Below are 18,140 nucleotides of genomic sequence, written 5' to 3'. Positions count from 1 at the left end.
CGAAGACTGCGCGCCCGACGAGTCTGATGACCGGCGAGACCGGTGGCCGCCGGCGCTTGGCGCCCGGCGCAGGTCGTCTGGTCAGCCGGCGGTCATGAGCGGCTGCAGCCCCGCGGAGCGCTCGACGGCGTCGATCCCGTCGCACAGCTGCAGGAACCGCGCGAGCATCAGGTGGCCGTTCTCGGTGAGCACGGACTCGGGATGGAACTGCACGCCATGCAGCGGCAGCTCGCGGTGCACGAGCCCCATGATCATGCCGTCGGCGGTGCGGGCGGTGACCTCGAGCGAGTCGGGGACCGTCGCCGGATCGACCGTGAGCGAGTGGTATCGGGTCGCCGTCATCGGGGAGGGCGCGCCCTCGAACACGCTGCGGCCCTCATGCGTCACGGGGCTGGTGCGGCCATGCATGAGCTGCGGGGCATGACCCACCGTGGCCCCGAAGTACTGCCCGAGGGCCTGGTGGCCCAGGCACACGCCGAGCATCGGCACGGAGCCCTGCGCGCAGGCCCCGATGACGTCGAGCGAGCGGCCGGCGGTGCTGGGGTTCCCGGGGCCGGGGGAGACCATCACCCCGTCGAAGCCGGTGAGATCCACGGCGCCGGAGGCATCGGCGGGCACCTCGTCGTTGCGCACCACCTGGGTGCGGGCACCCATCTGCTGCAGGTAGCCCACGATCGTGTAGACGAAGCTGTCGTAGTTGTCGATCACGAGGATGCGGGCGCCCTCGCTGCTCGGCTCCTTCGCTGCGGAGATCGCGGACTCACTCACCGGTGCTGCCCTTCCCATCGTTCCCGTTCCCGTTCCCGTTCCCGTTCCCGTTCCCGTTCCCGCTGCCGTCAGCGTTCGCATTCCTGTTCACGCTGCTGTTCCCGGTGCCCTTGCCGTTCCCCGCGGCCTCATCGGCCGGCGGCTTGCTGGGCTCGTCCGTGGGCTCCGTCGTCGGGTCCTTGGTCGGCTCCGTGGTCGGGTCCTCGGTGGGTTCCGTGGTCGGGTCCTTGGTCGGCTCCGTGGTGGGGTCCTCGGTCGGGTCCGTGGTCGGTGTATCGGTCGGGGTCGGCGGGGTGGTCTCCTCCGGACCGCTGGAGACGATGATGTTCACCGTGGACCCGCGCTCGACCGACGAGTTGGCCTCGGGATCGGTGCCGATGACCTGCCCCTCCGGGACGCTGTCGGAGCTCTCGCTCTCCTGGGTGGTCCCGAAGCTGGCCTCCTTGAGGGTCGCCTGGGCGTCCTCGAGGGTCTGGCCGGTCACGTTGGGGACCTTCACCGGGCCGGGGGCGGCGGCGATCACGAGATCCACGCTGGAGCCGTACGGCTGGGTCCCGGCCTCTGCGGTCGGGGTCTGGGAGGTCACGGAGCCGGGATCGGCGTCCGCGTCCTCCTTCTCCGAGGGCTCGGGGACCTCGAAGCCGCGGGCCTCGAGGACCTCCGTGGCCTTCTCGATCTGGGTGCCCGTGACATCGGGGACCTCGACCATGCCGGAGGCGAGACGCACCTCGACCTCGGTGCCGGCAGGCACCGTGGAGCCGCTCTGCGGACTGGCGCGGGTGACGGTGCCCTGCTCCTGCGGGGCGTCCTCCTCGTCCCCGACGACCATCACCAGGCCGGCATCCTCGATGGCCTGCTGGGCCTCGTCGCGCGTCATGCCCTCGAGGTCCGCGGGGACCTTGACGGCCTCGGGGCCGGCGGAGACGCTCACGGCGACGGTGGAGCCGACGGGCGCGTCCTCGCCCTCGCCCGGTTCCGTCTCGATGACCAGACCCTCGTCGACATCCGAGGACTGCACCTGGTCGAACTCCGGGGTGAGGTCGACCTCGGCGAGCTTCGCGCTCGCCTCGTCCTCGCTGAGCCCGGCCACGGCGGGGACGGGCACCATCTCGGGGCCGTCGTCCTTCCAGGGCTGGTAGTAGGCGAGAGCCGCGCCGACCAGCGCCAGCAGAGCGACGATCACCAGGATGATCAGCCACCAGGGCCGCTTGCGCTTCGGCTCCTCCTCGACCTCCTGGGCCTGGTGCGCCGCGAGCCCGCCGGTCACGGCAGGCGTCCGATCGGTGCTCCAGTTCGCGGCGGCTCCCGCCCCGGCGGCGCCGACCGCTCCGGCGCCGGCCATCGCCGGCAGGGCCTCGGTCGCGTCGTCGACGGGGCCCAGCACGGTCGTGGCGTCGGCATCGGTCCCGGACGGGACGGCGCCGGCGACCAGTGCGGGAGCGCGCCCCCCGACCACGGTGGCGATGTCCCGCGAGAAGGCCACCGCGCTCGGGTAGCGCTCCTCGCGATCCTTGGCCAGGCCGGTGAGGATCACGGCGTCCAGCGCCGGGGTGATCGCCGGGTTGTAGGCCGACGGCGGGGTCGGCTCCTCGCGCACATGCTGGTAGGCGATGGAGACCGGGGTGTCGCCGGTGAACGGCGGGCGGCCCGTCATCATCTCGTACATGACGCAGGCGGCGGAGTAGATGTCGGAGCGGGCGTCGACCAGCTGGCCGCGAGCCTGCTCGGGGGAGAGGTACTGGGCGGTGCCCATCACGGCCTGGGTGGCGGTCATCGCACTGGTCGCGTCGGCGATGGCGCGCGCGATCCCGAAGTCCATGACCTTCACGGCGCCGGCGTCGTTGATCATGACGTTGCCCGGCTTGATGTCGCGGTGCACGATCCCGGCGCGGTGCGAGTACTCCAGGGCGCTCAGCAGCGCCGCCATGATCTCGCCGGCCTGATGGGCGTCCATCGGGTCCTGAGGGTCGATGTACGCGCGAAGGGTGTCGCCGTGCACGTACTCCATGACGATGTACGGGATGGTGACGTCCGCGCCGGTGATGGTGCGCTGATGCTCCTCGCCGGTGTCGTACACGGCGACGATCGAGGGGTGGTTCAGGGAGGCGGCGCTGTGCGCCTCACGGCGGAACCGCTCCTGGAAGTTCGCATCGCGGGCCAGGTCGGAGCGCAGCACCTTGACGGCGACGGTGCGATGCAGGCGGGAGTCCTCCGCGAGGAACACCTCGGCCATGCCGCCGGTCCCGAGGATTTTTCCCAGGGTGTAGCGACCCCCCAGGACCACCTTCTCTTCGCTCACTCCACACCCGTCCTCGTGCCGTGGCCGACACCGACCGATCCGATCATCGTACGTGCTGACGCTGTCTCCTCCGAGCCGACGTGATCAACGCCCATCGCCCCGACGGGCAGCCAGCCCATGCCGCCAGCGACCGCTACGGCGATCACCGCGACCAGCACGATCACCAGGATCAGGCCCGGCATCGAGAACGGCCCGATGCGGCGACCGGTCGAGGTCCCGCGCACCGTCCGCGACGAGGCCGCAGTGTCCACATCGCCCAGCGGACGCGCCCCGACGGGCCCCTGGGCAGCTCCCGCTCCCGCTCGAGCTCCGGATCCTGCGGCAGCGCCGGTCCCCGGGCCCCCGGCCGTCCCGCCGGGGGCCGAGCGGCCCGTGGCGGCACGGTCTGCCGGCGCGCTGCGCAGCGAGCGCGGTGCCGGAGCCGGGGAGGCGGCCGATCGGGCCGAGGCCGCGGAGTGCACGGAGCTCGCCGAGGAGGCGGAGGGCCCCGATGCCGCGGAGGCAGCAGACACCGCCGACATCGCGGAGCCCGCGGACCCTCCCGAGCGGTGGCGGATGCCCCGCCGGCCCGAGAGCGGCAGAGGCATCGCCGCGGTGCGGGTGCCCGTGGGCGAGGTGCCCGGAGCCCGCCGTGGATGCTCCCCGGTCGAGCCCCCGGGGCGCACCGCGTTCTCCCCGGTCCAGTCATGGTCCTCGACGCGGGTCACCGGGATCGCGCCCGTGGTGAAGTGCGGCTCCACGCCGCGCTGGATCGCCTCGAGGATGCGGGAGACGGCCGCCGCGGAGCGGGGGCGGTTCGCCGGGGCCTTCGCGAGGGTCATCATGACCAGGTGCCGCAGATCGGCGTTGATCGCCTCCGGCAGCGCGGGCGGCTGCTGCTTGACCTGTGCCATCGCGATCTCGACCTGGCTGGAGCCCGTGAAGGGACGGTGCCCCACGAGCATCTCGTAGGCCACGATCCCCAGCGCGTAGATGTCGGACAGCGAGGTGGCCTGCTTGCCCATCGCCTGCTCGGGGGAGAGGTACTGGGCGGTGCCCATGACGAGGCCGGTCTTCGTCAGCCGCGCCTGGTCCTTGCTGCGGGCGATCCCGAAGTCGGTGATCTTCATGGACCAGTCGGCCTGCTCGTCGACCAGCACGTTCTCCGGCTTCACGTCGCGGTGCACGACGCCCTTGGAGTGGGCGGCGTCCAGGGCGCGCGCGAGCTCGATGAGCACCGCGACGATCCGCTTCTCCGGCAGGCCGCCGGGGTTCTCCTCGATGATGTCCGACAGCGGGCGCCCCGGGCAGAGCTCCATGACGATGTAGGCGCGACCGTCGAGCTCGCCGTAGTCGTACAGCGCGGCGATCGCGTCATGCGAGAGCGCGGCAGTATGTCGCGCCTCGGCGCGGAAACGCTTGAGGAAGCCGTCGTCCCCGGCGTACTCCTCGCGCAGCACCTTGATCGCCACATCGCGGTCCAGCTCCTGGTCCAGGCCCTTCCAGACCTGTCCCATGCCGCCGGTGGCGATGAGCGAGGTCAGCTCGTAGCGTCCCTCGAGCACGAGCCCTGGCTCTGTCCTCATGGATTGATCAACGCCTCCATCACATCCCGGGCGATCGGTGCCGCGGTGCGCGACCCGTATCCGCCTTCCTCGACCACGACCGCGACAGCGATCTTCTGGTCGTCGACCTGTCCGTACCCGACATACCAGGAGTGCGCGGCGCGATCCTCGCCCCACTCCGCGGTGCCGGTCTTGCCACCGACCTCGACGCCGTCGATGGCGGCCGCCGTGCCGGTGCCGTCCTCGACCACGCCCACCATCATCTGGCGCATCTGCGAGGCGTTCGAGGCGCTCAGCGGCTGGCCGAGCTCCTTCGGGCTCAGCTCCGCCACCGTCGAGAGATCGCTCGTGCGCACCGCCTGCACCAGCTGCGGCTCCATGATCACCCCGTCGTTGGCGAAGGTGCCCGCCACCATCGCCATCTGCAGCGGCGTCACCCGATCCTCGTACTGGCCGATCGACGTGGTGGCCAGCTGGGCATCGTCCAGATCGGTGCCGATGCTCGACGGCGTCACCGACAGCGGGATCTCCAGGCGCTGGCCGAAGCCGAACTCCTCGGCGGTCGTGGCCAGCTGGTCCTCGCCGACCGCGACCCCGAGCTGGGCGAAGGAGGTGTTGCAGGACTGACGCAGCGCCTCGGCGAGGGTCGACTCGTCGTCGGGCCCGCAGGGATCGGTGCGGCCGGCGGAGAAGTTGTTCATGACCGACGAGGAGTTCGGCAGCGTGTACGTGCCGGGACCCGGGATCACCGAGTCGGCGGTGTAGTCGCCGGACTCGAGGGCGGCGGAGGCTACGACCAGCTTGAAGGCCGAGCCGGGCGGGTAGAGGTCGCCGCCGATAGCGCGGTTGGTCATCGGCCGATCCGGATCGTCGTTCAGCTGCGACCAGGCCTCCTGGACGGCCGCCGTGTCGTGCGAGGCCAGCTGGTTCGGGTCGTAGCTGGGCGCCGAGACCATCGCCAGCACCGCGCCGGTCTCCGGATCCAGGGCGACCACCGAGCCTCGACGGCCGTCCAGCGCGTCCCAGGCGGCTTCCTGCGCCTTCGCGTCGAGCGTGAGCTCCACGGTCGCGCCGCGGCCCTGCTTGCCCGAGAGGATGTCCGAGATGCGGTGGTAGAACAGCGCATCGGCCTCCCCGGAGAGGGTGTCGTTCAGCGAGCGCTCGATCCCGGAGAACCCGTAGACCACCGAGTAGTAACCGGTGACCGGGGCGTACATGGCGCCGGGGTCATAGCCGCGCAGGTACCCGTAGGTGTCCCCGGAGGCGGTCGAGTTCGCGATCGCCTCGCCGTCCACCACGATCGGGCCCCGATGGCGTCCGTACTCGTTGTAGGTGGTGCGGAGGTTCTGCCCGTTGGCGTTCAACCGGCTCTGGGCGATGACCTGGAAGTAGGTGGTCGAGGTGAACAGGAGCACGAAGAGCACGCCCACCACGAGCCAGACATGACGGAGGGGCTTGTTCATGACACCACCTCCGGGGCCGGGCGCGGGGCGGCAGGGGCGTCGAGGCCCTCGACCTGGCGGGCCGCGGGCCGACGGGCGGCATCGGAGAGCCGCACCAGGATGCCGACGATGATCCAGTTGCACACCAGGGAGCTGCCTCCCGCGGCGAGGAACGGCAGGGTGAGGCCGGTCAGCGGGATCACGCGGGTGACGCCGCCGACGACCACGAACACCTGCAGGGCGAGCGTGAAGCCGAGCCCGCCGGCGAGCAGGGTGCCGAAGCCGTCGGAGATGCCGACGGCGGCGCGGATGGCCCGCTGGACGAGGAGCAGGTAGAGCAGCAGCAGCGCGAACGCGCCGACCATGCCGAGCTCCTCGGCGAAGGAGGTGAAGATGAAGTCGGATTCGGCGTGGGGGACCACGTCGGGGCGCCCCTCGCCGAGGCCCGCCCCGGTGATGCCGCCGTTGGCGAGCCCGAACAGTCCCTGGTTGATCTGCTCGCAGCTGCTGTAGTTGTCGCTCGAGAGCGGGTCCAGCCAGCAGGTCAGGCGGGTGCGCACGTGGCTCATCTGGGTCGCGGCGAACACGGCCGGCGGCAGGAACATGACCGCGCCGATCACGAGCCAGCTCAGCCGGTCCGTGGCGACGTACAGCATCGCCACGAACAGCCCGAAGAACATCAGCGAGGTGCCCAGGTCGGTCTCGAACACCAGCACCGCCATGGCGAAGCCCCAGGCCACCAGGATCGGGCCGAAGTCGGACCAGCGGGGCAGGTGGATGCCGAGCACCTTGGGCCCGGCCAGGGCCAGGGTGTCGCGGCGGGAGACCAGGTAGCCCGCGAAGAAGATCGCGAAGGCGATCTTGGCGAGCTCGGCGGGCTGGAAGCTGTTGCCGGCGATGTTGATCCAGATCCGCGAGCCGTTGCGGGAGTCGCCGATCACCGGCACGAGCGGCAGCAGGAGCAGCACGCCGCCCACGACGGCGCTGATCCAGGTGTAGCGACGCAGGCGCCGGTGGTCGCGCAGGAGCACCAGCACGACGAGGCACAGGACGACGCCGACGATGCCCCACAGCATCTGCCGATCAGCGCTCGCGGAGGTGCGCAGGCCGTAGATCTCGTTCGCGGCGTGCACGCTCTTGATCATGGCGATGCCCAGCAGGTTCAGCAGCACGACCAGCGGCAGGATCACCGGGTCCGCATACGGGGTGCGCCACATGACGACGACCTGCAGGGCCGCGGCGAGCACGGCCGACCCGACGCCGACCTGCATCAGGTCGGCGGGGACCTCGTCGAAGCGGCCCAGCCCGACCAGCGCGTAGGCGCCGACTCCGATCACCACCGCGAACGCCAGCAGCAGGGCCTGGGTCAGCCGGCGCGGGCGAGCGGTGTAGGACACGATCGTGGCCATTACGACTCCTCGCCCTCATCCGGCGGGGAGGGAGTCTCCGCGGGACGGTCGGAGGTGAGTCCGGTGCTCTGCTCGAGCGGGGCGCCGCCCCCGTCGGAGGCGTCGCCCCCGCCGTCGGACGCCTCGCCGCCGCCGTCGGAGGGTGCGGGGTCGGTGACCACCGGCGGGGGCCGGTTGGCCAGCGCCGACTGCTCGAGCCGGTCCATGATCTCCTCGGCGGCCTCTCGGTCGCCGGCGGTGATCGTGTTCGTGACCTGCTGCTGGGTCACCTGGGGGAGCTCGTCCAGGGCGATCTCGGAGACCTCGACCGGCTCGGACAGGGAGATCGGGCCGAGGTCCTGGGAGAGCCCCTGATAGAGCACGACGTTCGTGCCGTCGGTGCCCACATAGAACTGGCGCTGCGACCAGGCGTATCCCGCCCAGAGCGCGCCGCCGAGGACGGCCACCAGCAGCAGCACGGCGACCAGTGCGGGCCACGGGCTGCGGCGGGGCGGCTCGTCCTCGGAGAAGTCGGAGTCCTCATAGGGAGCCGAGGGCTCCTCACGGGTGAGCGCTGCGGCCTTCGCGGCGGGCCCGGACGCGGTCGTCGGCCGATGGCGGTTGCGGGCCGCCGAGCCCACGATCTGCGGTGCGGTGGACGGCGCCTCCTCCCCGCGCGGGAGCTGGTCGAGGTCGACGACGTCGGCGATGACGCAGGTGATGTTGTCCGGCCCGCCGCCCTTGAGGGCCAGCTGGATCAGCTCCTCGGCGCACTGGCCGGGATCCTCGAAGCCGCGCAGGGTGGCATCGATGGTGTCGAGGGAGACGAGGCCGGAGAGGCCGTCCGAGCAGAGCATCCAGCGATCGCCGGGGTGGGCGGGGCGCAGCGAGAGATCGAGCTCGGGATCGGCGTCGACGTCGCCGAGCACCCGCATCAGCACCGAGCGCTGGGGGTGGCGCTCGGCCTCCTCCTCGGTCAGGCGCCCTTCGTCCAGCAGCCGCTGCACGAAGGTGTGGTCCTTGGTGATCTGCGTGGTCTCGTCATCGCGCAGCAGGTAGGCGCGGGAATCTCCGATGTGGGCGAGGGCGAACTTGCCCTCCGCGCGCAGCATCGCCGTGATCGTGGTGCCCAGGCCGCGCAGCTGCGGCTCGTCCCGCGCGCGGCGCAGGATCTCCTGATTGGCGTCGAGCACCGTCTCCTCGAGGGTGGCGACGATGTCGGAGGCGGGAGTCTCGGAGTCCAGGCGCGCGAGGCGCCCGATGGCCACCGAGGAGGCGACGTCGCCCCCGGCGTGACCGCCCATGCCGTCGGCGACCACCAGCAGGTGGCTGCCGGCATAGCCCGAGTCCTGGTTGTTGGACCGCACGAGGCCGACGTCGGACCGCGCGGCGTATCGCAGGGCGATGCTCATCGCGGACCTCGTCTCAGCTCGATCTCGGTGCGGCCGATCCGCACCTGGGCGCCGGGCCGGAAGGGCACGGCCCCGTCGATGCGACGACCCGACAGCAGAGTGCCGTTGGTCGATCCCAGATCCTCCACCATCCACTCGCCCTCACGCTGGAACACGCGGGCGTGGCGGTTGGAGGCGTAGTCGTCGTCCAGCACCAGGGTGCACTCGGGGGCCCGGCCGATGAGGATGGGCGTGGAGCCGAGGGTCAGCGAGGTGCCGCGCAGCGGCCCGGCGGTGACGACCATCGCCGTCGCGGTGACCTCGGGGTCCGTGCGCGCCGAGCCCGAGTCGGCGCCGGCCGGGGCGGCCGCGCCTCCCGGCGGTCCGGCGGCGGGGCGTTGATCACGACGCGGGTCGCGGCTGGAGCGGGTGACCACGGTGGTCCCGAACAGATCGTTGCGCAGCACCAGGACCACGACGATCACGAAGATCCACAGCGCCAGGACGAAGCCCAGACGGAGGGCGACCAGGGTCAGTTCGCTCATGCGGCGCTCACCAGCTGACCTGGCCGGCGGCGGGGAGCCGCACGGTCAGCCGGGTGCGACCGATCTTGACCAGCGAGCGGTCCTGGAGGGCGACGGGGGTGCGGATGCGCTCGCCGTCGACGAAGGTGCCGTTGGTGGAGCCGAGGTCGGTCGCGACGAGCTCGCCGGTGCCGCTGGGCCCGCCCGTCGGATCGGCCCGCAGCTCGAGGTGATGGCGGGAGACGCCGGTGTCCTCGAGGATGATGTCCGAGTCCCCGCCGCGGCCGATCACGGTCACCGGGCCGGTCAGGAGGTACTGCTGGCCGTCGATCTCGATGATCGGGCTGCCGCCGGTCTCGGCCTGTGCGGCGCCGGTCGCGGGCGCCACGCTGCCGCGCTCCGTGCGGGACTCCGTCTCGAAGCGGCCCGCCCGGACCTCCTCGTCCTCGGCCAGATCCACGCTCACGCCGCCGACGAACATATAGCGCTGCTTCTCGGCATGCTCCATGAGCACGCGCTGGAGCTCGTCGATCAGGGTGTCCTGCCAGGACCCGAAGCGCTCGAAGTCCTGAGGGTGCAGGTAGATCGTGTACACGTTCGGGGCAAGGGTCCGGGTGCGGTCGAGCACCTGGATCTGGTCATCGCACTCGCGCTTGAGCCCCTGCGCGAGGTCGAGAGGTTTCAGCTGGCCGCGACCGGGCGAGAACATGCTCGTCACGCCGCGGTCGAGCCCGCGCTCGATCCGATCCAAGATCCCCACGGTGGTCCTTCGCTGTCGCTGTCCCTGCGCCCCGACGGAAGACGGGGCAGTATGCCTCCTCGATCGTAGCGCGTGGTCAGGCGCTCGACGGGCTGACGGGGCGGGGGGACGGCAAGGGATTCGTGCAGGTCTCGTAAAGGACGGGGCGGCGCAGGCGGGTCCCGAAGGTCCCTGTCGCGCCGCCCCGCGGGCTGCTGCGTCGTGCTCTGTGGTGCTCGCTCGTGCTCAGCTGCGCTCTGTCGGGCTCGTGCGCGGCTGTGCTCTGTCGGGCTCTGTCGGGCACAGCTGCTCGTGTGCTCGGTGGTGCCGAGCGAGCTGGGTGGAGTGCAGGTGTGATCAGTAGACGACCACGCGCCGGCCGGACTTGAACCAGCTGCGGGTCCACAGCATGTCGCTCGCCGCGGTGGAGATGCGGGAGCAGCCATGGGAGGCCGGATAGCTCGGGATCGAGTTCGATCCGTGGATCGCCCAGCCCCTGTCGTAATAGCCGGGGCGGTACAGGGAGCCCAGCGGGCCGCTCTGCCAGCCACGGCTGTAGAGGCTGTACATCCGGAAGCTGCCCTTGGGGGTGGTCGCCGTCTTCCAGCGGCCGCCGGAGTAGTAGCGCTTGCCGCTGCCGGTGGAGGTGTTGAGGATGTAGGAGAGCTTCCCTCCGGTGGTGGCGATGATGATCTGACGGCTCAGGTTCACCTCGAACCCGACGCCGGAGGTGATCCTGCGCGAGGGGCGGGCTCCATTGCGGATCGCCGCATAGGTGTTCGGTCCGACGACGCCGTCACGGCTGAGGCCGGCGACCTTCTGCAGGGCGTAGACGGCCTGCTGGGTCAGGTGGCCGAAGCTGCCGTCGGCCGTGCCGCACCAGAACTTCAGTCGCCACAGATCCTTCTGGAGCTTCGTCACGGCGGAGCCGCGGGAGCCCTTGCGCAGCGTCGGCGCGGCGCTCGCCGGGCCGATGCCGACGGCCAGTCCGGTGCCCAGGGTTCCCACCCCGAGCAGCAGGGTGCGGCGCGAGGGCGTCGCGATCGGCAGGAGCTGTGACCCGGGCGGGGTCGGTCTCTCGGCGGTGCGGGCTGAGGTCGGTGCAGACATGGTTCCCCCTTGTCGTTCGGCCCGGAGCGGTCGCGGCGGGCCCTTCCCCGACGTCACGACGACGTGACGCCACGTGCATCATGCCTTGGGTGCGATTGAGTAAACAAGAGGCAAAATGTGCAGGTTGTGGGGTGACTGGTGCGTAGGTTGTATTTCCGCTGGTCGCCGGGACGTACCGGACGAACCGGACAGCCTGATGCCGGGGTCGGAGCGGGCACCGATCGGGGATATGCCATATTTGACGGCGTGGAGCCCGAGACCCAGCCCGAGATCCCTGCCGACCCCGCGATCCCTGTCGATGCCGACTTCGAGCACGCGCTCGGGGTGTCCGACGCGCAGCGCACGGTGCACACCCAGGGCGACCCCGAGCGGGTCTGGGAGCTCGCCAGCCTCTCCAAGCCCCTCACGGCGCTCGGCGCCCTGATCGCCGTGGACCGGGGCCTCGTCGATCTCGAGGACCCGGCCGGCCCCGAGGGCGCCACGGTGCGTCACCTGCTCGCCCACACCGCCGGCTACGCCTTCGACGGCGAGGACGTCGTCGGCGCTGTGGGTGCCCGGCGCATCTACTCCAACACCGGGTTCGAGGTGCTCGCCGCCCATCTCGAGGAGGCCACCGGCCATGACCTCGACGACTGGTTGGAGCAGACCGTGGTCCAGGGCCTCGGGCTGCGCGACGTCGAGCTCACCGGGTCGCCGGCCGCCGGATACCGCGGGAGCATCCGCGACCTCCTGGCACTCGGCCGCGAGCTGCTCGAGCCCACCTTGATCTCGCCAGATCTGTGGCGCGAGGCGACGTCCGTGCAGTTCCCCGGCCTCGCCGGCATCCTCCCCGGTTACGGCCGGCAGAAGCCCAACGACTGGGGCCTGGGCGTCGAGATCCGCGACGGCAAGTCCCCGCACTGGACGGGATCCGCCTCGAGCCCGGAGACGTTCGGGCACTTCGGTCAGTCCGGCTCCTTCCTCTGGGTGGATCCGACGGCAGGGCTGACCGCCTCATTCCTCGGGGCGGAGCGCTTCGGTCAGACCCACGTGCGGATCTGGCCGGGGCTCACCGACGCGATCCTCGCGCGTTTCGGGCGCTGAGCGGGCCGCGGCGCCCCACCCGTCCTCCCGGGGATGACGCCTGCCGGGCGAGGTCTATACAGTCGATGCATCCTCCGCGGCCCTCCGGCCGCGCCGCGAACCACGGCCGGTGCGTCCGGCCCCGACGAGCTCGGCGCCGAGCGCGCCCCGAGGAGCAGCTGCATGTTCGACGACAGGGAACTCACCGAGGCCCGGATCCGCCGCTTCAGCCAGGACCACCTGGCGCCGGCGATCTCCCGGGAGACCGCACCGGTGACGATCACCGCGTATCGCGTCCCCGGTGAACCGATCCCTCCGCGCGAGGCGATCACGGAGCAGGCCCCGCAGTACGTCCCGATCGAGGTCGGCGCCCCGCTCGGCCGGGCCTGGTCCACCACCTGGCTGCACGTGACCGGCACGGTCCCTGCGCACTGGGCGGACGACGGGACCAGCGCCCCCGAGCTGATCGTCAACCTCTCCTTCACCGGCCAGCCCGGCTTCCAGGCAGAGGCGCTGGTCTTCACTCCCGACGGCGTGCCCGTGAAGGCGATCAACCCCTTTAACCGCTATCTGCCGGTGGCGCCGGGGGAGGAGCTGGACTACTACCTCGAATGCGCCGCGAACCCGATGGTCCCCGGCGACTGGACCTTCGCGCCCACCCCGCTCGGGGATCTCGCCACGATTCCCGAGGAGGAGCTCTACACGATCAGCGAGCTCCGGCTGTCCCGCCGCGACGTGCGGATCTGGGAGCTCGCCGAGGACGTGCGCGCCCTCGTCGGCCTCATGGTCTCCCTGCCGGAGGCCGGCCAGCGGCGCCACGAGATCCTGCGGGCGCTCGAGGCCGCCTGCGACACCGCCGATCCCGATGACCTGCCCGGCACCGTCGACGCCGCCCGTGACGTGCTGCGACCGGTGCTCGAGAGCCCGGCGCACGGCTCCGCGCTCACCGTTCTCGCCACCGGCCACGCCCACATCGACTCCGCCTGGCTGTGGCCCGTGCGGGAGACCGTCCGCAAGGTGGCGCGCACCTTCTCCAACGTCTGCGCACTGCTGGAGAGCGATGCGGACCTCACCTTCTCCGCCTCCTCGGCCCAGCAGTTCGCCTGGCTGAAGGACCGCTACCCGGAGCTGTTCGCCCGCATCCGGGGCCACGTCGCCGCCGGGCGCTTCGTGCCGGTGGGCGGCATGTGGGTCGAGTCGGACACGAACATGCCCGGCTCCGAGGCCATGGCCCGCCAGTTCGTCGCCGGCAAGCGGTTCTTCCTCGAGGAGTTCGGGGTCGAGACACGGGAGACCTGGCTGCCGGACTCCTTCGGCTACTCCGCCGCGCTGCCGCAGATCGCTGCGCTCGCCGGGCAGGACAACTTCCTCACCCAGAAGGTCTCCTGGAACCAGGTCAACTCCTTCCCCCACCACACCTTCCGCTGGGAGGGCCTCGACGGGACCAGCGTGTTCACCCACTTCCCGCCGGCGGACACCTACAACGGGATGCTCTCCGGCGAGGAGCTCGCCTATTTCGAGCGCAACTTCAAGGAGAAGGGCCGCTCCCGCATCGGCATCGACCTCTTCGGCTGGGGCGACGGGGGTGGCGGGCCCACCCGCGAGATGATGGCCGCCGGGCGCCGCGCCGCGGACCTCGAGGGCTCCCCGAAGGTCGAGTTCGGCACCTCGCAGGAGTTCTTCGACCGGGCACGGGCCGAGTATCCCGATGCCCCGATCTGGAACGGCGAGCTCTACCTCGAGCTGCACCGCGGCACCTACTCCGCGCAGCTCGGCACCAAGCAGGGCAACCGCCGCAGCGAGCACCTCCTGCACGAGGCCGAGTTCCTCGCCTCCCTCGCCGCGATCCGGGTCGGCGTCGAGTACCCCTACGAGGAGCTCGCGGACCTGTGGGAGGCCACGCTGCTGGGCCAGTTCCACGACATCCTTCCCGGCTCCTCGATCGCCTGGGTGCATCGCGAGGCCGAGCAGGGGCACGCCGCGACCGCCGAGCGGGCCGAGGCGATCATCGCCGGGGCGCTCGCCGCGCTCGGGGACGGGCCAGGGGTCGGCGCGACAGGCTCCGTCGGGATCGACGGGATCGACGGGACCGGCTCCACCGGGGCCGACGGGGCCGACGGGCCCCGGCTGCTGGTGAACACCGCGCCGGTGCCGCGCCGCGGCATCCCGGCCTATGGCGTCGGCCCCGTGTGCAGCAACTCGGAGGGCGTGGTCGTGATCCGCGCGGGCGACACCATCTCCGTGGAGAACTCCGCGCTGCGCGCGGTGCTCGACTCCTCGGGCGCGATCTCTTCCCTCGTGGACCGGACCACGGGCCGCGAGTCGATCGCCCCCGGAGCCCGTGGCGCGCTGCTCCAGCTGCATCGCGACACCCCCAACGCGTGGGACGCCTGGGACATCGACGAGTTCTACCGCCGTGTGGTGCGCGATCTCGAGGCGCCCACCGGGGTCGAGGTCACCGAGGAGGGCGCCGGCGTGCGGGTCTCCTTCACCTATTCCACCTCCAGCGACTCCGCTGCCAGCGACTCCACCTCCAGTGGTTCCGCTGCCAGCGGCTCCACCGCCGTCGCCGAGGGCACGGACACCTCCGGGGTCACCGGCGCCGGCTCCACGATCGTGAAGACCTATGTGCTGCGCCCGGAGGACAAGTCCCTCGAGATCGTCCATGACATCGACTGGCGCGAGCGGAAGAAGGCCCTGAAGCTCGCCTTCGGGTTCGACGTGCGGGCGGCGACCATGAGCAGCGAGACCCAGTTCGGGCACATCGACCGACCGATCCCCGTGAACACCAGCTGGGACTTCGCCCGCTTCGAGACCTGCGCCCATCGCTGGGTGCACCTCGCCGAGGGCGGCTACGGCGTGGCGATCGCCAACGACTCCACCTATGGGCACGACGTGCTGCGCACGCTCCGGGAGGCCGACGGCGGCACGACGACCACCACCCGTCTGACCCTGGTGCGTGCCCCGGAGTTCCCCGACCCCGGCGCGGACCACGGTCGGTACACGCTGCGCGTCGCGGTGCGCCCCGGCGCCGGCATCGCCGAGGCCATCGAGGAGGGCTACCGGCTGAACCTGCCCGAGCGTGCGGTGAGCGCCGCGGTCGCGACCACGGCCTCGGCACCGCTGGTCACCGTGGACGCCTCGAGCGTGCTGGTGGAGACCGTGAAGCTCGCCGAGGACCGCTCGGGCGACCTCGTGGTGCGGCTCTACGAATCAGCCGGTGCGCGTGCCTCGACACGCGTGCAGCTGGACGCGGCGCTCGGCGGGGGAGAGGTCAGCGTGGTGGACCTGCTCGAACGACCCTTCCCCGAGGATGCCCCGGCCTTCCGCTCCGCGCTCGAGCGCACCGGGGACGGCGCCGACCGCTCAGACAGCACAGGCGGCCGGGTCGGTGCCGCGAGCGCATGGCTGGGCGACGGCGCGGGGGCCGGAGACGTGGAGCTGACCTTCCACCCCTTCGAGATCAAGACCCTGCGCATCACCCGCCGCGGCTGAGCCTGAGGGAGAGAGCTGCTCTCAGGTGTTGTGGACGAGGGGGCCGGCGGGGTCGCGCCAGCCGGCCATCACCTCGAGCATCTGCACGAAGCGGGCCGTGGCCTGCACGTCGTGGACGCGGAGGATCCGGGCACCCTGGTGCACGGCCCAGGCGGCGGCGGCCAGCGAGCCTTCCAGACGTTCCTCCTTGGGCAGGCCCAGCGACTCCCCGATGACGTCCTTGCGCGACAGGGCCGCGAGCACGGGCAGACCGAACGCGGTGTACTCGGACCAGTCGCGCAGCACCTCGAGGGTCTGCAGCGTGCTCTTGTTGAGGTCGGGCCCGGGGTCCAGCACGATCCGCTCGCGGTCGATCCCGGCCTCCAGGGCCCGCTCGAGGCGGGCGGCGAGGAACTCCCGCACCTCCTCCGCGACGTCGTCGTACTGCGGTCGGGGGTAGGCCTGCCGGGGCGCGGCCACCGAATGGGTGATCACGAGGGAGGCCCCGGTGCGCGCGACCGTCGCGGCCATCTGTGGGTCCGACAGCCCGGTCGTGTCGTTAATCAGGTCCGCGCCGGCCGCGATGCTCGCCTCGGCGACGACGGCGTGGAAGGTGTCCACCGACAGCAGCACGTGCGCGGGCAGCTCGCGGCGCAGCGCGGAGATCACGGGGACCACGCGGTCGATCTCCTCCGCCGCCGGCAGCGGCTCCCCGGGCGCGAACTTCACCCCGCCGACGTCGATGAGGTCGGCCCCGGCCTCGGCGGCGGAGATCCCGGCCCGGACCGCGGCATCGAGCCCCCAGGTGCGGCCCTCGTCGAAGAAGGAGTCCTGGGTGCGGTTGACGATGCCCATCACGAGCACCCGGGTACGGGTGTCGGGGAGGGGCCGCGGGGCGAGCTGCTCTGCAGGCTCCGAGGTGATCGCGACGCTGGCCTCCGAGGCACAAGGAGTACCCGCCGTCGCGACAGATGCGGCAACCGGCGGGACGCCCATCGATGCCTCAGGCGTGCGGGATACAGTGGATTCTGCCGGGTCGGAACGCACTGACGAACCCTCGACACCCCGGTCGTCCGCGTTCGTCATGGCACGTTCCTCCGCTGTTAAGGCGGGCTTTCCTCGTCTTTGAGCAGCCCGCGACCTGCACTACGTTAAGAGTAGTGGACACGCACTGTCGTACTCCGGCCGCCAGCACGAACGCAGCGGCCGGGACCTGGACCTTTTTGGGAGGACTCACGAGATGAAGATCGTCGTCGCCGGTGGAGATGGATTCTGTGGCTGGCCCACGGCCCTGTACCTCTCGCAGAAGGGCCACGACGTCACCATCGTGGACAACCTGGTGCGTCGGGACATCGATGTGGAGCTGGGCTCCAACTCGGTGACCCCGATCCTCGAGCTGGAGGAGCGGGTGGCGGTCTGGAAGGAGGTCTCCGGCAAGGACATCGCCGTGAAGATCGCGGACCTCACGGACTACGACGCGGTCGCCGCGATCTTCCAGGAGATCCAGCCGGAGTCGTTCGTGCACTTCGCCGAGCACCGCAGCGCCCCCTACTCGATGATCGACCGCGAGCACGCGATCGAGAACCACCGCAACAACGTCGAGGGCACCCTCAACGTGCTGTGGGCGATCAAGGACTTCGCGCCGGACTGCCACCTCGTCAAGCTCGGCACGATGGGCGAGTACGGCCAGCCGAACATCGACATCGAGGAGGGCTGGATCGAGGTCGAGCACAAGGGTCGCACGGACCGCCTGCCCTTCCCCAAGCAGCCCGGCTCGTTCTACCACCTCACCAAGGTGCACGACAGCGACAACATCATGTTCGCCTGCAAGATCTGGGGCATCCGCGCCACCGACCTGAACCAGGGCGTGGTCTACGGCCTGGAGACCGCCGAGACCCGCCTGGACCCGCGCCTGGTCAACCGCTTCGACTACGACGCCGTGTTCGGCACCGCGCTGAACCGCTTCATCGTGCAGGCGGCCATCGGCCACGACCTCACGGTCTACGGCAACGGCTCCCAGACCCGCGGCTACCTGGACATCCAGGACACGGTGCGCTGCATCGAGATCGCCTGCGAGAACCCCGCCGACCGCGGCGAGTTCCGCGTGTACAACCAGTTCACCGAGCAGTTCTCGGTCAAGGAGCTGGCGGAGAAGGTGCAGAAGGTGGCCGCGGAGCTCGGCAGCGAGGTGTCGCTGTCCACCACCGAGAACCCGCGCGTGGAGAAGTACGACCACTACTACAACGCGGTCAACACCAACCTGCTCTCGCTGGGCCTGGAGCCGCACCTGCTGACCGAGGAGCACCTCACCGAGGTCCTCAGGGTCGCGATGGACAACACCGACCGCGTCAAGCGTGAGCTGGTCATGCCCACTGTGACCTGGAAGTGAGCATCCTTCC

The 18,140-nt window shown here is 71.1% G+C and carries 13 protein-coding genes; 3 read left to right on the top strand and 10 right to left on the bottom strand.

What is annotated here, in order from left to right; translation table 11 throughout:
* Positions 1 to 81: 81 nt before the first annotated feature.
* The 9 genes from INT49_RS14320 to INT49_RS14280 all read right to left on the bottom strand — a co-directional run bounded on the left by INT49_RS14320 (position 82) and on the right by INT49_RS14280 (position 11,205).
* Positions 82 to 768, bottom strand: a complete 687-nt coding sequence (locus INT49_RS14320) for an anthranilate synthase component II (protein ID WP_319021634.1) — start codon at positions 766 to 768, stop codon at positions 82 to 84.
* A complete protein-coding gene (pknB, locus tag INT49_RS14315) occupies positions 761 to 3,067 on the bottom strand; it encodes a Stk1 family PASTA domain-containing Ser/Thr kinase (protein WP_193118424.1) in 2,307 nt (768 codons plus the stop codon). Before pknB ends, INT49_RS14320 begins: the two co-directional genes overlap by 8 nt.
* Positions 3,064 to 4,632 carry a serine/threonine-protein kinase gene (locus INT49_RS14310; protein WP_193118423.1) on the bottom strand — a complete coding sequence of 523 codons (1,569 nt, stop codon included), beginning with the start codon at positions 4,630 to 4,632 and terminating at the stop codon, positions 3,064 to 3,066. The genes pknB and INT49_RS14310 overlap by 4 nt, the downstream gene beginning before the upstream one ends.
* Positions 4,629 to 6,074, bottom strand: a complete 1,446-nt coding sequence (locus INT49_RS14305; RefSeq protein WP_193118422.1) for a peptidoglycan D,D-transpeptidase FtsI family protein — start codon at positions 6,072 to 6,074, stop codon at positions 4,629 to 4,631. Before INT49_RS14305 ends, INT49_RS14310 begins: the two co-directional genes overlap by 4 nt.
* Complete coding sequence (locus INT49_RS14300; protein WP_193118421.1) at positions 6,071 to 7,462, bottom strand: FtsW/RodA/SpoVE family cell cycle protein; 1,392 nt, start codon at positions 7,460 to 7,462, stop codon at positions 6,071 to 6,073. The genes INT49_RS14305 and INT49_RS14300 overlap by 4 nt, the downstream gene beginning before the upstream one ends.
* Positions 7,462 to 8,853, bottom strand: coding sequence for a PP2C family protein-serine/threonine phosphatase (locus INT49_RS14295; RefSeq protein ID WP_193118420.1), 1,392 nt, complete (start codon positions 8,851 to 8,853; stop codon positions 7,462 to 7,464). Before INT49_RS14295 ends, INT49_RS14300 begins: the two co-directional genes overlap by 1 nt.
* Positions 8,850 to 9,377, bottom strand: coding sequence for an FHA domain-containing protein FhaB/FipA (locus tag INT49_RS14290; protein WP_193118419.1), 528 nt, complete (start codon positions 9,375 to 9,377; stop codon positions 8,850 to 8,852). Before INT49_RS14290 ends, INT49_RS14295 begins: the two co-directional genes overlap by 4 nt.
* Positions 9,378 to 9,384: 7 nt before the next feature.
* Entirely contained in the window at positions 9,385 to 10,116 is a 732-nt protein-coding gene (locus tag INT49_RS14285; protein ID WP_193118418.1) for an FhaA domain-containing protein, read from the bottom strand.
* 336 nt (positions 10,117 to 10,452) lie between these two features.
* A complete protein-coding gene (locus INT49_RS14280) occupies positions 10,453 to 11,205 on the bottom strand; it encodes a L,D-transpeptidase family protein (RefSeq protein ID WP_193118417.1) in 753 nt (250 codons plus the stop codon).
* A 246-nt stretch (positions 11,206 to 11,451) separates the two neighbouring features.
* Here INT49_RS14280 and INT49_RS14275 point away from each other — a divergent pair, with 246 nt between their 5' ends.
* The gene (locus INT49_RS14275; protein WP_319021633.1) at positions 11,452 to 12,288 is read left to right on the top strand and encodes a serine hydrolase domain-containing protein; all 837 of its coding nucleotides are present in this window, start codon (positions 11,452 to 11,454) and stop codon (positions 12,286 to 12,288) included.
* Between the two features lie 162 nt (positions 12,289 to 12,450).
* Positions 12,451 to 15,762: an alpha-mannosidase gene (locus INT49_RS14270; RefSeq protein WP_193118416.1), complete on the top strand. Its 3,312-nt coding sequence runs from the start codon at positions 12,451 to 12,453 to the stop codon at positions 15,760 to 15,762.
* 21 nt (positions 15,763 to 15,783) lie between these two features.
* Here the strand turns inward: INT49_RS14270 and folP are convergent, their stop codons facing one another.
* Entirely contained in the window at positions 15,784 to 16,827 is a 1,044-nt protein-coding gene (folP, locus tag INT49_RS14265; protein ID WP_226850590.1) for a dihydropteroate synthase, read from the bottom strand.
* Between the two features lie 154 nt (positions 16,828 to 16,981).
* On the opposite strand from folP, the gene INT49_RS14260 reads away from it, so the two are divergent.
* Complete coding sequence (locus tag INT49_RS14260) at positions 16,982 to 18,130, top strand: NAD-dependent epimerase/dehydratase family protein (protein ID WP_193118415.1); 1,149 nt, start codon at positions 16,982 to 16,984, stop codon at positions 18,128 to 18,130.
* Positions 18,131 to 18,140: the final 10 nt, after the last annotated feature.

Origin of the sequence: Brachybacterium tyrofermentans (assembly GCF_014897585.1) — a bacterium.
Classification (GTDB): domain Bacteria; phylum Actinomycetota; class Actinomycetes; order Actinomycetales; family Dermabacteraceae; genus Brachybacterium; species Brachybacterium tyrofermentans.
The sequence above is the reverse complement of the archived record's forward strand: the minus strand, read 5'-3'. Positions and strand labels throughout refer to the sequence as shown.

Bases quoted from the DNA above. Each gene is read 5' to 3' on its own strand.
- INT49_RS14310 (WP_193118423.1), bottom strand. From the start codon at position 4,632: ATGAGGACAGAGCCAGGGCTCGTGCTCGAGGGACGCTACGAGCTGACC.
- INT49_RS14305 (WP_193118422.1), bottom strand. From the start codon at position 6,074: ATGAACAAGCCCCTCCGTCATGTCTGGCTCGTGGTGGGCGTGCTCTTC.
- INT49_RS14300 (WP_193118421.1), bottom strand. From the start codon at position 7,462: ATGGCCACGATCGTGTCCTACACCGCTCGCCCGCGCCGGCTGACCCAG.
- INT49_RS14295 (WP_193118420.1), bottom strand. From the start codon at position 8,853: ATGAGCATCGCCCTGCGATACGCCGCGCGGTCCGACGTCGGCCTCGTG.
- INT49_RS14290 (WP_193118419.1), bottom strand. From the start codon at position 9,377: ATGAGCGAACTGACCCTGGTCGCCCTCCGTCTGGGCTTCGTCCTGGCG.
- INT49_RS14280 (WP_193118417.1), bottom strand. From the start codon at position 11,205: ATGTCTGCACCGACCTCAGCCCGCACCGCCGAGAGACCGACCCCGCCC.
- INT49_RS14270 (WP_193118416.1), top strand. From the start codon at position 12,451: ATGTTCGACGACAGGGAACTCACCGAGGCCCGGATCCGCCGCTTCAGC.
- folP (WP_226850590.1), bottom strand. From the start codon at position 16,827: ATGACGAACGCGGACGACCGGGGTGTCGAGGGTTCGTCAGTGCGTTCC.
- INT49_RS14260 (WP_193118415.1), top strand. From the start codon at position 16,982: ATGAAGATCGTCGTCGCCGGTGGAGATGGATTCTGTGGCTGGCCCACG.